Origin of the sequence: Antribacter gilvus (genome assembly GCF_003946865.1) — a bacterium.
Taxonomy (GTDB): domain Bacteria; phylum Actinomycetota; class Actinomycetes; order Actinomycetales; family Cellulomonadaceae; genus Antribacter; species Antribacter gilvus.
The window spans coordinates 47,713-61,498 of sequence record NZ_QXTH01000016.1 but is presented as its reverse complement, the minus strand read 5'-3'; the positions used below and the strand labels follow the sequence as shown (position 1 = coordinate 61,498).

General features: G+C 72.8%; 10 protein-coding genes. 5 read left to right on the top strand and 5 right to left on the bottom strand.

From position 1 onward, the window contains the following. Window positions 1-5 precede the first annotated feature (5 nt). Complete coding sequence (locus tag D1350_RS21480) at window positions 6-1,124, bottom strand: ATP-binding protein (RefSeq protein WP_125778095.1); 1,119 nt, start codon at window positions 1,122-1,124, stop codon at window positions 6-8. A gap of 82 nt (window positions 1,125-1,206) precedes the next feature. Continuing rightward, complete coding sequence (locus D1350_RS21475) at window positions 1,207-5,022, bottom strand: DUF4132 domain-containing protein (RefSeq protein WP_125778094.1); 3,816 nt, start codon at window positions 5,020-5,022, stop codon at window positions 1,207-1,209. 174 nt (window positions 5,023-5,196) lie between these two features. Between D1350_RS21475 and D1350_RS21470 the strand changes: the two genes are divergently transcribed. Next, the gene (locus D1350_RS21470; RefSeq protein WP_240644272.1) at window positions 5,197-5,766 is read left to right on the top strand and encodes a GNAT family N-acetyltransferase; all 570 of its coding nucleotides are present in this window, start codon (window positions 5,197-5,199) and stop codon (window positions 5,764-5,766) included. Here the strand turns inward: D1350_RS21470 and D1350_RS21465 are convergent. After that, window positions 5,753-6,223: a DUF6326 family protein gene (locus D1350_RS21465; RefSeq protein WP_240644271.1), complete on the bottom strand. Its 471-nt coding sequence runs from the start codon at window positions 6,221-6,223 to the stop codon at window positions 5,753-5,755. The genes D1350_RS21470 and D1350_RS21465 overlap by 14 nt on opposite strands. 121 nt (window positions 6,224-6,344) lie before the next feature. On the opposite strand from D1350_RS21465, the gene D1350_RS21460 reads away from it, so the two are divergent. Beyond that, on the top strand, window positions 6,345-7,019 hold the full coding sequence (locus D1350_RS21460) for a TetR/AcrR family transcriptional regulator (protein WP_125778092.1): 675 nt from the start codon (window positions 6,345-6,347) through the stop codon (window positions 7,017-7,019). An 82-nt stretch (window positions 7,020-7,101) separates the two neighbouring features. On the opposite strand, the gene D1350_RS21455 is transcribed toward D1350_RS21460, so the two are convergent. Further along, window positions 7,102-7,680: a hypothetical protein gene (locus D1350_RS21455; RefSeq protein WP_125778091.1), complete on the bottom strand. Its 579-nt coding sequence runs from the start codon at window positions 7,678-7,680 to the stop codon at window positions 7,102-7,104. A 178-nt stretch (window positions 7,681-7,858) separates the two neighbouring features. Between D1350_RS21455 and D1350_RS21450 the strand changes: the two genes are divergently transcribed. The 3 genes from D1350_RS21450 (at window position 7,859) to D1350_RS21440 (ending at window position 10,603) form a co-directional block, all read left to right on the top strand. Further along, window positions 7,859-9,043: a sensor histidine kinase gene (locus D1350_RS21450; protein WP_125778090.1), complete on the top strand. Its 1,185-nt coding sequence runs from the start codon at window positions 7,859-7,861 to the stop codon at window positions 9,041-9,043. After that, window positions 9,040-9,705 (top strand): response regulator, encoded by a 666-nt coding sequence (locus tag D1350_RS21445; RefSeq protein WP_240644270.1) that lies wholly within the window; start codon window positions 9,040-9,042, stop codon window positions 9,703-9,705. The genes D1350_RS21450 and D1350_RS21445 overlap by 4 nt, the downstream gene beginning before the upstream one ends. An 82-nt stretch (window positions 9,706-9,787) precedes the next feature. Beyond that, window positions 9,788-10,603 (top strand): CHAD domain-containing protein, encoded by an 816-nt coding sequence (locus D1350_RS21440; protein ID WP_164545270.1) that lies wholly within the window; start codon window positions 9,788-9,790, stop codon window positions 10,601-10,603. A gap of 88 nt (window positions 10,604-10,691) precedes the next feature. Here the strand turns inward: D1350_RS21440 and aceE are convergent, their stop codons facing one another. After that, complete coding sequence (gene aceE / locus D1350_RS21435) at window positions 10,692-13,439, bottom strand: pyruvate dehydrogenase (acetyl-transferring), homodimeric type (protein ID WP_125778087.1); 2,748 nt, start codon at window positions 13,437-13,439, stop codon at window positions 10,692-10,694. Between the last annotated feature and the right edge of the window lie 347 nt (window positions 13,440-13,786).

Genomic DNA, 13,786 nt, shown 5'->3' with positions numbered 1-13,786 from the left:
GGTCGTCACCGCCACAGCGGCTCGGCCGCGGTGAAGAAGTCCTTCCACCGGGAGTCCGAGCGGGCCCGCTCGCGCACCACGTTGTCGACGTAGTGGCGGAGGCGCCGCGCGTCCTCCTCGTCGCCCTTGAGCGCGACGCCCGCGACCTGGCGCGCCACCTCGGCGGCGGTCACCACGCCGTCGCCGAGGTAGCGGGCCTCGAGGCTCGCCGCGACCGCCACGTTCACGGCCTCCGCCGTGGACATCACGGTCTCGGGCCGCTTGACGGGGGCACCCTCGCGAGTGGTGCCCACCCGCAGGTCCTGGAACACCGTGACCAGCACCTCCAGCACGTCCCGCGAGAGGGGCGGGCGCTGACCCACGGGGCCGAGCTCCGCCGTGAGCTGCCGCTCGACCAGCTCGATCTCGAAGTCGCGGTCGCGGACCGGGGCGACGGTCTCGAAGCTGAAGCGGCGCTTGAGGGCTGCCGACATCTCGTGCACGCCCCGGTCCTTGAGGTTGGCCGTGGCGATGACGTTGAACCCCGGGCGGGCGGCCACGCGAGTCTCGCTGCCGAGCTCGGGCACCATGAGCTGCTTCTCGGACAGGATCGACACCAGGGTGTCCTGGATCTCGGGCGCGCAGCGCGTGATCTCCTCGAACCGCACCACCTTGCCGTCGCGCATGCCGCTGTAGATCGCCGACGGGACGAGCGAGCGCTCGCTCGGTCCCTCCGCGACCAGGAGCGCGTAGTTCCACGAGTAGCGCAGGTGGTCCTCGGTGGTGCCGGCCGTGCCCTGGACCGTGAGGTTCGACGTGCCGGACACGGCGGCCGCGAGCAGCTCGGAGAGCATCGACTTGGCGGTACCCGGCTCGCCCACGAGCATCAGGCCCTGCCTGCCGAGCAGCGACACCACCGCGCGGTCGACCAGCGGGTCGTCGCCGTAGAACTTGCGCGAGACGCCGAGCGCCTCGTCGCCCACGATGAACGCCCGCACGGCTCGGGGGCTCAACAGCCAGCCCGGCGGCAGCTCCGCGCCCCGGTCGGCGTCCCAGCGCGCCAGCGTGGCGAGCTCGTCGGCGTACCGGACCTCGGCCGAGGGGCGGAGCTCCGCGGCGGGTGCGGTGGTGGTCTGGGTAGTCATGTCGTCCTTCGTCATGGTCGTATCAGTGTCCTTCTTGGCTTCCGTCGGCCTTGTCTCGCTCGGACCCTGCGGGAGGCAGGGGTCAGTACTCGCTCTTCTTCTCCCAGGCGGCGTCGAACGCCCCTGCCTCGGCCACGGTGACGTAGTCGCGGTACGCCTCGGCGACGAGCACGGGCGGCACGTCCGCGACGGGCACGAGCCCGCGGTCCCCGTAGGTTCCGGTGCGGCGGAACACCAGGTCGGTGACGGCCGCCGCGATGTTCTCCTCCGGCAGGAAGGCGCCCGTGAACTCGATCTCCACGGTGATCCCCGCGCTCGGGTACTCCTTGAGGTACGACGTGAACCAGCCGGCGTCCTCGGCCTGCGACCGGGAGTAGCCGAGCTTCGTGGCGCGGCCGCGCACCGAGAAGCTGTCGGTCAGCCAGCCCCGGTGGTCGCTGATCCGCAGGGCGTCCTTGGCGAGCTCCGGCAAGGTGACCCCGAGCTGGTCGAACAGCGGCGCGATCTCGTAGTCGGCGAGGTGCTCCCGCCACGCTGCCGCGTCGTCGCCTGCGGACCCGGAGGCCAGGGTGACGGCGTGCGCAAGCGCCACCACACCGTCGCCCCCACCCCACGAAGTGTCCTTGCTTCGCTGCGGCACTTCGCGGGGACCCCGGGGATCGGGCAGCGTCACGTCCTCGTCGTCGACGGCGATCAGCGCGCCGCCGTCGCCCGGCCGGAAGGCCCGCTGGGCGTCCGTGCCCGGGGCGACGAGCCACACGAGGCGCGCCGCGAGACGCGACATCACGGGGTGGTCGAGCACGAACTCGCGCCACTCCTCGGCGGTCCAGGTGCGGCCGGTGCACATCGCCTCGTAGAGCCGCTGGGTCTGGAGCGTCACCACCGCCTTGAGCTCCTTGCGGCTCGTGGCCAGCTGCGCCTTGGCGGCGGCGTACTCCTCGGCGTCGTCCCCGGCGCGCTGCGCCGGAAGGGCCTTGACCACCTTGCCCTCGGCGTTGCGCAGCTCCACGGTGTACGACGGCGTGATGCGGCCGGTCACCTCCCTGCCGCCGAGGTCGAACCGGAGGATGCCGTCGTCGTCGAAGCCCGCCGTCTGGACCGTGCGGTCGGCGAGCTGGTCGGCGCTCCACCCGCGCCGGTCGGCGATCTCCTTGGCGAGGTGGGACGCCACCTCCTGGACCGTCTTCTGCTTGAACCGGCGGGAGACGGCCAGGAGCTGCTGCACGGCTGCCCGGTCGCCGTTCGCCGCGAGCGCCCGGACGAGCGCCTCGGCCTGGGACCGCCGGCCCTGGTGCGTCTTGAGGTACTGCTGGGTCACTGCGGCGAGCTCGGCGCCGCGCGCGCCGACGGTCAGCGCGAGCAGGCCCTTGTCCTTGACCGCCGAGCCGAGATAGGTGCCCTGGTGCTCGCGGAACAGCTCGCGGTAGTGGTCCTCGACCGACTTGGCGGCCTCGGCCTCGTAGTACTGCGGGTACTGCTTGGCGTAGCGCTGGGCGTTGTCGTAGCGCTGCTGGGCGCTCGCCTCGGCGTGCCTCCGGCTCTCGTCCACCGTGGGGTTCCGGGTGTCCTGGGCCACCCAGGCCCGCAGGACGAACGAGCCGAGGGCCGTGCGGGACGGCTCGTCGAGCAGCGAGACGTAGCGCGCGAGCAGCCCCTCGCCGCTCGGGTCCTTGAGCTTGCAGGCGAGAACCACCCACCAGCGGGCGATCTCCCGGGGCACGGCGTCGCCGGTGGCCCAGCGAAGCTCGGGCAGGCCTTCGAAGGGGAACCACCCGAGGCTCGCGGGCATGCGGGCCCGGAGACCCTTCGTCGCCTCGGCGAGGAGCACGTCCGGCGCGAGGTCGGCCGAGATGTCGGCACCCAGGGACTCCAGGGCGGTGAGGAAGGCGGCACGTACCGCCTCGCGGCGCTCCTTGCTGAGCGCGGCCCGGAGCGCGGGGACGGACGCGGGGTCACCCAGGCGCGCGAGCCAGGCCGCAGCGGTGATGCGGATCTCGCTCTTGCCGTCGCTGAGGCCCTGCTCGGCGAGCGTGCGGGCGCCTGCGTGGGACTCGAGGGCACGCTGGGCAGCGAGGCGGTGGGTCTTGCCCTCGCCGAGCGCGATGGCCGTCACCCGCGGCAGCAGCACGGGCGGGAGCGCGGGGAACTCGCCGAGGATCTGGAGAACCCGGGCGGGCGACCCGCTGTTCTGGGTGCCCTCGGAGCGGCCGAGGAAGCGGTCGAGCGTCTCGACGCGCCCGGCGAAGTAGGCCCACATCGCGCGGGCAGGGATCTCCTCCACGCCCCACCAGCGGTGGAACACGAGCTCCTCGATCGCCTTCTCAGCCTCCTGGACGCCCACCCAGGCGAGGGCCTCGTGGAGCTGGCGCAGGTCGGTCGTCTCGCCCAGGTGCTCACGCACCTTCCACCACAGGCGGTTGTCCGAGCCCTCGACGAGGAATGCCACCCGGAGGCGGTGCAGCAGCGTGGGGTTCGGCACCTGCACGAGGGACCGGTCGGACAGCCACCACGCGGCGGCCGCGCTCTTGCGACGCGCTGCGGCGGTGACCGGCTCACGGCCGGACAGCAGCGCGTCGATCCGGCGCAGGTCGTCGTCCGTGATCTCGGACAGGCGCTTCAGCTTGTCCAGGGCGCCGCGGAGCGGCCACTTCTTGGGGTTCGCGTCGGGGAGCTTCTTGGCGTTCTCGGCGACCTGCTTCGCCGTGACGATGTGCTCGTCGAGGAGACGGCGGGCAGCGACGGGCCAGTCGGGTCCGAGGTCGGACTCCGCCAGCGGCTCGTACGGCGGCACGTCGATGGTCGTCGCGTCCGGTCCGCCCTCGGCCCCGGCCTCGAGGGCGTGCGCCCGCTCGATGGTCTGGGTCAGGAGCTTGAGGCGCGCGGCCGAGGCCTTCTGCTCCGTGGCCCCCGTGACAGCCACCTCGAGGGCGGTGAGGCCGCCCTGGGCGGCGGCCAGGCGGGTGACCACGCCCGCGAGGCGGGCCGGCGGTGCTGTCAGGAGGAACGGGGTCAGGAGCCGGACCTGCTCCTCGTCCGGCAGCGTCGCCAGCAGGGCGTCGGCCGCCTCGCGGACCGACTTGGCCGGGTCGGCCGCGAGCGTGGCCACGAGCCCCGCGTGCGCCTCCAGGGTGCCTGCCGCCTTCACGTGCTCGCAGAACGCGACGCGTCCGTGGGACGTGAGCGTCGGCACCGCCTCCGCGACCGCGGCCTGGTGGCTGGCCAGGAACTCCGCGGCGGGCGGCAGCAGGTCCCCGAGGTGGTGCCTGACCCAGGAGCGCTCGGCCGACTCCCGCTCCAGGAGCGCCCGGACGACCACCGGAACAGCCTCGGCGTCGGCGACCCCGCCGTCGCGGGCCAGGGCGACGAGGAGCTCGGGCGTCCAGCGGGCTCGCAGCGCGGCGCGGACCTCCTTCGTGACCTTGGCGTGGCCGCTCCCGTAGCCCTCGGTGGCCACGTCGTTGACCAGGACGGCGAGCCAGGCGGGCAGCGCCTCCGACGCGCGCGCCACCTCGCAGACCGCCGCCAGGAGCCGGCCGAGGCGCACGAGCTGCGGCACCGTCACGTCGCCGAGCGAGTAGAACCGCACCCGGGCCTGCACGCCCTGCTCCGTGGTCCACTTCGGCTCCACCGCCGTGAGCCGGTCCGTGTGCTGCTGCGGCACCCAGTGGGCGTAGGGCGACAGGGAACCCGGCTTCTGCAGGAGCTGGTCGAGGTCGGCCGTGGGCCGGGAGGCGAGGTCGCTGAGGATCTCCGGCCCGGAACCCTCGAGCACGAACGCCACCGCGCGCTCGTGCTGGTCGCCGCCGTCCACCTTGAGCACCCGCAGCGCATCCGCGAGCACCTGCGCCGGCACGCTGTTCCTGCGACCGAGCACCCGGTCCTTGACGTCCTGGAACATGTCTCCCCATCACCTCGTCGTCCGCACCCCTGGGTGCACGTCGGTGCACGTCAGAAAACCGGGGCCCGCCGCATCAGGCGGCGTGCGGCACAAGGTAGCGCTCCCCACCGACACGCAGGTGGCGTGGTCCGAGCACGACGGTGGATGTCGGTGGCGGGGCGTAGCGTCGGCGCGGTGAACGACCTGAGCCCGTACGGGCACCACCTCACGGAGCGGCTCGCCCTGCGGGCCGTGACCCTCGACGACCTCGAGGTGCTCCACGCCCTGCATGCCGACCCGGCGGTGTGGGAGCACTTCCCGTCGGGCAGGCACGAGACCGTCGAGCGCACGCGGGCCGACGTCGAGCGGTTCGTCGCCGGCTGGGAGGCGAACGGCCTCGGGTACTGGACGGCGTGGCGGCGGGACACCGGCGACTTCGTGGGGGTGGGCGGTGTCTCGGTGCGGCTCGGCGTCGCCTGGAACGTCTACTACCGGCTGTCCCCGGCTCAGCAGGGCCAGGGGTTCGCCCGGGAGGTCGCGTCCGCCGCGGTCGCTGCCGGGCAGGTGGTGCGGCCCGACCTCCCCGTCACCGCGTTCCTGCTGGAGCACAACGGGGCGTCGCGCGCGGTGGCAGAGAAGTCGGGCCTTCAGGTCGTCTGGCGCGGACCGGACGTGGGCAACCCCGACCCGGCCGCGGTCCGGCTCGTCCTCGCCGACCGGCCGGTCGAGACGGAGACCCTGACCACGCTCGTCACGCACGCCTGAGCTGGGCAGCGGGTGTTGTCGACGACGCCGACGACGTGCGGGGCCAGGTCCATGCGGAGCGCAGGATGAAGGCCAGGAGCAGCACCTCGAGTCCGATGGAGAGGCCGTAGAAGGAGGTCCAGGACTCACCGGCCCCGTTGAACACGGAGACGGGGATGTACAGCGATGCCACGACGAGGTTCGCTGCGCGGTTGACACGGGCGGGCAGCGTCATCGATAGCATCACCATCAGGATCGGGATCGCCATGAGCGTGAGGAAGGCGGTCAACAGCGTCTGGCTGATGTCGAACTCCCACACGAAACCGACCAGGATGTCGTCGATCACCCCGGGCTTGTACAGGGCGAAGTAGTCGACGTAGATGTACAGGAACATGAAGCTGGTCCAGGCGGCCGCGAGCTTCGCTCTGACCGATGCCGGCGGATCGTGCAGTGCTGTGGTCTGGGTGTCTGCGCTCAAGGGTCTCTCCATCGTGAGGTGGTCGTACACCCGCGCGTCGTACGGCGTACGACGTCGTACGCCGTACTATTCTCGTACGCTGTACGATCTGTCAAGCAGTTCGAGGGAGCGAGGAGTACGCGTGTCCGCGAGGGAACAACGCCAGGTCGCGTCAGACACCGGGCTGAGCAAGCAGCGGGTGGTGGTCGAGGCCTTCCGGCTCGCCGACCGCGAGGGAGTCGACGGGCTGAGCATGCGCCGGCTGGCCGGCGCACTCGGCGCGGGCGCGATGTCGCTCTACCACTACGTGGCGAGCAAGGAGGAGCTGCTGGACGCCATGATCGACGTCGTGTTCGAGGAGATCGAGCTCCCGTCCGAAGAGACCGGATGGCAGCCGGCGATGCGACGGCGAGCGGTATCCGCCCGACAGGTTCTCGCACGCCACCCGTGGGCGATCGGCCTGATGGAGTCGCGGACCTCGCCGGGGCCCGCCAACCTCCGCCACCGCGAAGCGGTCACCGCCTGCTTGCGGAGGGCCGGCTTCTCGGTCGTGATGGCGACGCACGCCAACTGGTTGCTCGACAGCTACGTCTACGGGTTCGCCCTGCAGGAAGCCAGCCTGCCGTTCGACACCGCCGACGAGCTCGCGGACCTGGCCGAGGACGTCTACCTGCCCCAGCTCCCTCCTGACGAGTTCCCCTACCTCAACGAGTCCGCCGCGGCGCTCGTCGCTGCCGGCTACGACCCGGCGGAGGAGTTCATCTTCGGCCTCGACCTCGTCCTCGCCGCCCTCGAGCCCCTGAGAACCTCCGCCTAGCGACGCTCACGCGTGCCAACGGCACGGAACGGGGCCCCCGCCTCCTGGCGAGGGCCCCGCGAAAGACGTGGAGGTCGGTGGGTCAGTCGGTCCAGCCGCCCTGCTCGGACGACCCGGACTGCTCCGTCTCCTCCGAGCCACGGGTCTGCTCCGACCGGTAGCCGGCGGACCCGGAGCCGAACTCCTCCTCCTCGGTGGTGCCCACGCTGTCGGCCGGCTCCGACGACTGCGGTACCCGGGACGGCTGCTCGCTCGACGTGCCGCCGCCCGCAGCGCCCGGGGTGTAGCCCGACGGCGCGTCCGCCGACTCGGACCCGCCGCCGAACGGTGCGTTCTCCCCCTCCGACGACGTGCCCTGGGTGGAGGACGAGCCCTCGGTGTCGTAGGACGAACCGCCCTGCCCCGGCTCCTGCGAGTACCCGCCCGACGAGCCCGCCTCCGACGAGTACCCGCCTCCGACCGACTCCGACGAGCCGAACTCGGTGGTCTCGTCCGCGTCGAGGCCGCTGCCGGCGCCGTAGCCGGTCGACGCGCCCTCCGACGTCATGTCGGACGAGCCCTGCTCCGAGAAGGTGTCCGACGACGACTGCTGCTCCTGCTCCGACTGCCGGGAGAACTCGTCGGCCTGGTCGCCCTGGCCCTGGTTGCTGTTCTCGCTCATGGTCGACTCCTTGCTGATCGCGCCCAGGGCACGCCTGGAGGCCCGCCCCCCTGCCGGCCCGGAGGAGTTCCAGGCCCCTCGTGAAACTACCCCCGGTTTCACCCCTTCGCATCAGTTGACCGGCCGGACCGGACCCCGCAGGTCCGGCCCACGAGCCGCGGTCACCTGACTTTCGTCGGTGCCACCGACCCCGCCCTCTGGTGAAGACTGGGCCGCACCCGCACCCGCACCCGCAGCCGCCCCGTCACGTCCCAGCCGCCCCGCCCCCGAGGAGGACCCCCTGCCGTCCCCGCTCGCGACCGTCGCCACCGCCGTGCTGGCGCTCGCCGTCGCCGGCATCGCCGCGGTCGTGGCGCGCTACCGCGCCCTCGCCCGGGAGCACCACGCGCAGACGGTGGCGCTCGCCGCAGACCGCGAACGCACCCGCATCGCCGAGGAGATGCACGACGCGCTGGGTCACCGCCTGGCGCTCGTCGCGCTCCGCGCGGCGGCGCTGCAGATGACGGCGGCTCCCGCCGCCGCCGAGGCGGCGTCCGAGCTCCGGCACGAGGCCGACGCGGCCGTCACGGACCTGCACCGCGTCCTCGACGTGCTGCGCGACGACGCCCCCTCGCCCGCCACGGTCGACGAGCTGGTCGCCCGGGCCCGCGCCGCCGGGGCGGACGTCCTGCGCTCCGGCGTCCGCGAGTCGGGCCCGGCGGCCCCGCTGGCGCGCGCGGTCGTGCGGGAGGCTCTGACCAACGCCCTGCGGCACGCGCCCGGCGAGACGGTCCGGGTCGACGTCGGCCCTGCCGCCCGGGGCGGGCTCCGCGTGACGGTGGGGAACCGCCTGGGCGAGCGACCGGCGTCGGGCAGCGGGCGGGGGGACGCCCGGCGGGGCGACTCCGGGCTGGCGCTGCTGGAGCGCCGCGTCGGCGCCGCGGGCGGCGGGCTCGCCCACGGCGAGCGCGACGGGTCCTTCGTCCTGGAGGCCACCCTGCCACCCGCTCCGCCCGACGCCGGCACGCACCTCCCGCCGGCACGGTCGCCCCTGGCGGTGCTCGCCCGCCAGGTGGTGCTGCCCGCCGCCGTGGCGGTCGTGCTCGTGCTCGGCTGGTACGCGTGGGCGTCCCGTGGCGCGACGCTCGAGCCCGAGGTCTTCGCCGCGATCGGGGTAGGTACAGTGCGGGCCGAGGTGGAACCGCTGCTGCCCGAACGGGAGTCGTGGGTGCGGCTGGTCCGCCCGCCGGCCGCCCTGCCCGGCTGGGAGTGCTCCCGATACACGGAGGGCAACTTCCCGCTCGCGCTCGCCACGCTGGAGGTCTGCTTCGCCGACGGCCACGTCGCGCGCCTCACGGACCTCCGGGAGCAGTCGTGGTGGTGAGCGTCCTGGTGGCCGACGACGAGCCCGTGGTGCGGCAGAGCGTCGCGACGATCCTCGGCACCGACCCCGGCGTGCGGGTGGTGGCCGAGGCCGCGTCGGGCGCCGAGGCCGTCCGCGAGGCCCGGGCGCACGCCCCCGACGTGGTGCTGCTCGACCTCCGCATGTCCGGCCCCGCGAGCCGCGACGGCCTGGACGCTGCGGCGTCGATCCTGGGGTCACGGCCCGGCCCTGCGGTCGTCATGCTCACCACCTTCGGCGAGGACGACCTGGTGGACCACGCGCTCGGGCTCGGCGTCTCGGGCTTCCTGCTCAAGAGCGGCGACCCGTACGAGCTGGTCGCCGGGGTGCGGGCCGCGGCGTCGGGCGGAGCGTGCCTGTCTCCCACCGTCGCCGCGAGGCTGATCCGGGCGCGGGCCCGCTCGAAGCCGGCGCGGGGACCGGCGGCGCCCGCGCCCCGGCTGCCCGGCCTCACCGCCCGGGAGCGCCAGGTCCTCACCGCGCTCGCCCGTGGCCTGTCGAACGCGGAGATCGCCTCCGAGCAGCACCTGACGGAGGGCACGGTGAAGGGCTACGTCAGCGCCCTCTTCCTACGGCTCGGCGTCCGCAACCGCGTCGAGGCGGCGGTCCTGGCGCACCGGGCGGGCCTCGCGGACCAGGCCTGAGCACCCTGATGCGCGCGCCGTCCGGCGCGCCTAGCCTGGACGTATCGCTACGACCACGACACGCCCCGAGACCGCGGGCGAGGTGCTGTCCCTCGCGGTCGGGGAGCTCGTGCGCCGGATCGACGACGGCGTCCCCGCAGCGATCGCCGACGAGCCGGAGGCCGTGCACCGGCTGCGCACCTCCGTAAGGCGCCTGCGGAACGTGCTCGCCGCGTTCCGCAGGTACCTCGACCGGGACGCCACCGCGGGACTCCGCGCTGAGCTCAAGGTGTGGGGCGACGCCCTGGGGCGGGCCCGCGACCTGGAGGTCCGCGCCGCGCAGCTGGCCGAGGCGGCCGACGCCGTCGGCCTCGACGAGGAGGACCGTTCCGCGCTCGTCGACGAGCTGCATGCCGCCCACGAGCGTGCCCACGCCCAGGCGGTGCGCTGGACGCGGTCCCGCCGCGGCCGCGAGCTCCGTAAGGCGCTGGCCGCGTGGGCGGACGCTCCCCCGCTCGCCGACCGGGCGGGCCGGCCCGCGAAGAAGGCGGCCCGGCGTGCCGTGCGCCGCCAGGCCGACCGCACCCTGGAGGCCGCCGGTCGCCTCGACGGGCCCGAGGCCGCCCACGCGCTGCGCAAGGCGGCCCGGCGGCTCCGGCACACCTGCGACGCGGTCCGGTCGGCCGGGCTGCTCGGCGGCCGCACGAAGGCCCTCGGCCGAGCCGGCCACCGGATCCAGTCGCTCCTCGGCGACCACCGCGACGCCCTCCTGCTCGCCGAGCACGTCCGGTCCCAGGCGGACGGCTCCCCGGCGGCCGACGCCGTCGTCGGCTGGTGCCAGGAGCGTTCCCTCGCGGCCCTGGCGGACCTCCCGGCCGCCCTGGCCGACCTCCACGCCCGCCGGGAAGCCCTGCACTGACCGGGTACGACGACGGACCGGTCACCTTCCGTACGGAAGGTGACCGGTCCGTCGTCGTACCTCAGGACTGCCGCTCAGGAGGGCGAGGTCAGCTCTCGCCGCCCGCGCTGCCGGACGTGCCGGCGGTGACGTCGAGGAGGCGGTACTTCTCGATGGCCTGGCCCACGACCTCGGCCGGGACCTCGCCGCGGCGGGCGAGGACCTGCAGGGTCTTCACCACCATGGACGGGCCGTCGATGAGGAAGTGGCGACGGGCCGCGGCGCGGGTGTCCGAGAAGCCGAAGCCGTCGGCGCCGAGCACCGCGTAGTCGCCGGGGACCCAGGCGCGGATCTGGTCGGGGACCAGGTGGTCGTAGTCGCTGGAGGCGACGAACGGGCCCTGACCCTCGGAGAGCCTCGCGGTGACGTACGGCGTGCGCGGCTCGGCCGCGGGGTTCACGAACGCGTCGTGCTCGGCGGCGAGCGCGTCGCGGCGCAGCTCGTTCCAGCTGGTCACGGACCAGACGTCGGCGGACACGCCCCAGTCCTCGCGCAGCAGGTGCTGCGCCTCGAGCGCCCACGGCACGCCCACGCCGGAGGCGAGGAGCTGGGCCTTGGGGCCCTCCGCGTCGGAGACCGCGATGCGGTGGATGCCGCGCTTGATGCCCTCGACGTCCACGTCCTCGGGCTCGGCCGGCTGGACCATCGGCTCGTTGTAGACCGTCATGTAGTACATGACGTTCTGGTCGCGGCCGTCGGAACCGTCGCCGTACATGCGCTCGATGCCGTCGCGGATGATGTGGCGGATCTCGTACCCGAAGGCCGGGTCGTACTGCACGATCGCCGTGTTGGTGCCCGCGATGAGCGGCGAGTGGCCGTCGGCGTGCTGCAGGCCCTCACCCGTGAGGGTGGTGCGGCCCGCGGTGGCGCCGATGATGAAGCCGCGCGTGAGCTGGTCGCCGGCGGCCCAGAACTGGTCGCCGGTCCGCTGGAAGCCGAACATCGAGTAGAAGATGTAGACCGGGATCATCGGCTCGCCGTGCGTGGCGTACGCCGTGCCCACCGACTGGAACGCGGCGGCGGAACCGGCCTCGTTGATGCCGGTGTGCATGATCTGGCCCTGCTCGGACTCCTTGTAGCTCAGCATCAGCTCGCGGTCGACGGCGAGGTAGTGCTGGCCGAGCGTGTTGAAGATCTTGGCGCTCGGGAAGATCGAGTCGAGGCCGAACGTGCGAGCCTCGTCCGGGATGATCGGGACGATGCGGTTGCCGAACTCCGGGGCCTTGAACAGGTCCTTGAGCAGGCGCACGAACGACATCGTCGTGGCGACCTCCTGCGTGCCCGAGCCCTTCTTCAGCAGCTCGTACGTCTTGTCGCCGGGCAGTGTCAGCTGCTTGGCCGACTGACGGCGCTCGGGGACGTAGCCGCCCAGCTTGCGGCGGCGGTCCTGCATGTACTGGATCTCCGGGGCGTCGGCGCCCGGGTGGTAGTACGGCGGCAGGTACGGGTTCTCCTCGATCTCCGCGTCGGAGATCGGGATGTGCAGCGAGTCGCGCAGCGACTTGAGCTCTTCGCCCTTGAGCTTCTTCATCTGGTGCGTGGCGTTGCGGCCGGCGAAGCCGGACCCCAGGCCGTAGCCCTTGATGGTGTGGGCCAGGATGATCGTCGGCTGGCCCGTGTGGGAGCGCGCCGCCGAGTAGGCCGCGTAGAGCTTGCGGTAGTCGTGACCGCCGCGCTTGAGGTTCCAGATGTCCTCGTCGGTCATGTTCTCCACGAGCGCCTTCGTGCGCGGGTCGCGCCCGAAGAAGTGCTCGCGGATGAACGCGCCCGACTCGGCCCGGTACGTCTGGTAGTCGCCGTCGGGCGTGACGTTCATCAGGTTGACGAGCGAACGGTCCTTGTCGGCGTTGAGCAGGGCGTCCCACTCGCGGCCCCACACGACCTTGATGACGTTCCAGCCGGCGCCGCGGAACTGGGCCTCGAGCTCCTGGATGATCTTGCCGTTGCCGCGGACGGGGCCGTCGAGACGCTGCAGGTTGCAGTTCACGATGAACGTGAGGTTGTCGAGCTGCTGCTGCGCCGCGAGCTGGATCATGCCGCGGCTCTCGGGCTCGTCCATCTCGCCGTCGCCGAGGTACGCCCAGACGTCCTGCTGGCTGGTGTCCTTGATCCCGCGGTTGTGCAGGTACTTGTTGGTCCACGCCTGGTAGATCGCCGAGGCCGGGCCAAGGCCCATCGACACCGTCGGGAACTCCCAGAAGTCCGGCATGAGACGCGGGTGCGGGTACGACGGCAGGCCGCCGCCCGGGTGCGACTTCTCCTGACGGAACCCGTCGAGCTGGTCCGCGCTCAGGCGACCCTCGAGGAAGGCGCGCGCGTAGACGCCCGGGGACGCGTGGCCCTGGAAGTAGATCTGGTCGCCACCGCCCGGGTGGTCCTTGCCGCGGAAGAAGTGGTTGAGGCCCACCTCGTACAGCGTCGACACCGACGCGTACGAGGAGATGTGGCCGCCCACCGACAGGCCGGGGCGCTGGGCGCGCGTGACCATGACGGCCGCGTTCCAGCGGATCCACGAGCGGTAGCGCCGCTCGATGGCCTCGTCACCCGGGAAGTACGGCTCCTCGTGGACGCCGATCGTGTTCACGTACGGCGTGGCCATGGACGCCGGGATGTGCACGTTGCGCTCTCGGGCCCGCCGGAGCAGGTTGAGCATGACGTACCGGGCCCGCGGGCCGCCCTTGTCGTCGATCAGGCCGTCGAACGACTCGACCCACTCCGCCGTCTCGGCGGGGTCGATGTCCGGCACAGCGCTGAGCAGACCGTTGATCAGCGGTCCGGTCTCGTCAAACGAAGCCACCAGCAACCCTTCTGTCTTGACTTCGCGGCGTCGGCCGCGTCGTCCAGATTCGTGCGGCCTAGCGGGGCGTTGTTGCCCCGGGCCGCCCTGTCAGCGTCCCGTCACGTACGGGGACCACCGGGTGGTAAGCCTCGGCGCCCTCCCACGTGACAGGTGGTCATCACACATTCTGTCCCCTTCACAGCGGGGTTGACACCATGGGCGGGTCAAGGCCGCGTGATCTGCGTTACTTATGCCCGGAATGAGACGGCGTATCAGCACGGTGAGACCCAGTCGTTGGGTCCGCATCCGGTCATGGGCACGGTGCCCGACGGCGTGGCGGCGCGCCGTCGGAGGCGCCTGGTGAG

What these genes read in the sequence shown, in the direction of transcription:
- D1350_RS21480 (WP_125778095.1), bottom strand. Translation starts at nt 1,124, where the DNA reads ATGACTACCCAGACCACCACCGCACCCGCCGCGGAGCTCCGCCCCTCG.
- D1350_RS21475 (WP_125778094.1), bottom strand. Translation starts at nt 5,022, where the DNA reads ATGTTCCAGGACGTCAAGGACCGGGTGCTCGGTCGCAGGAACAGCGTG.
- D1350_RS21455 (WP_125778091.1), bottom strand. Translation starts at nt 7,680, where the DNA reads ATGAGCGAGAACAGCAACCAGGGCCAGGGCGACCAGGCCGACGAGTTC.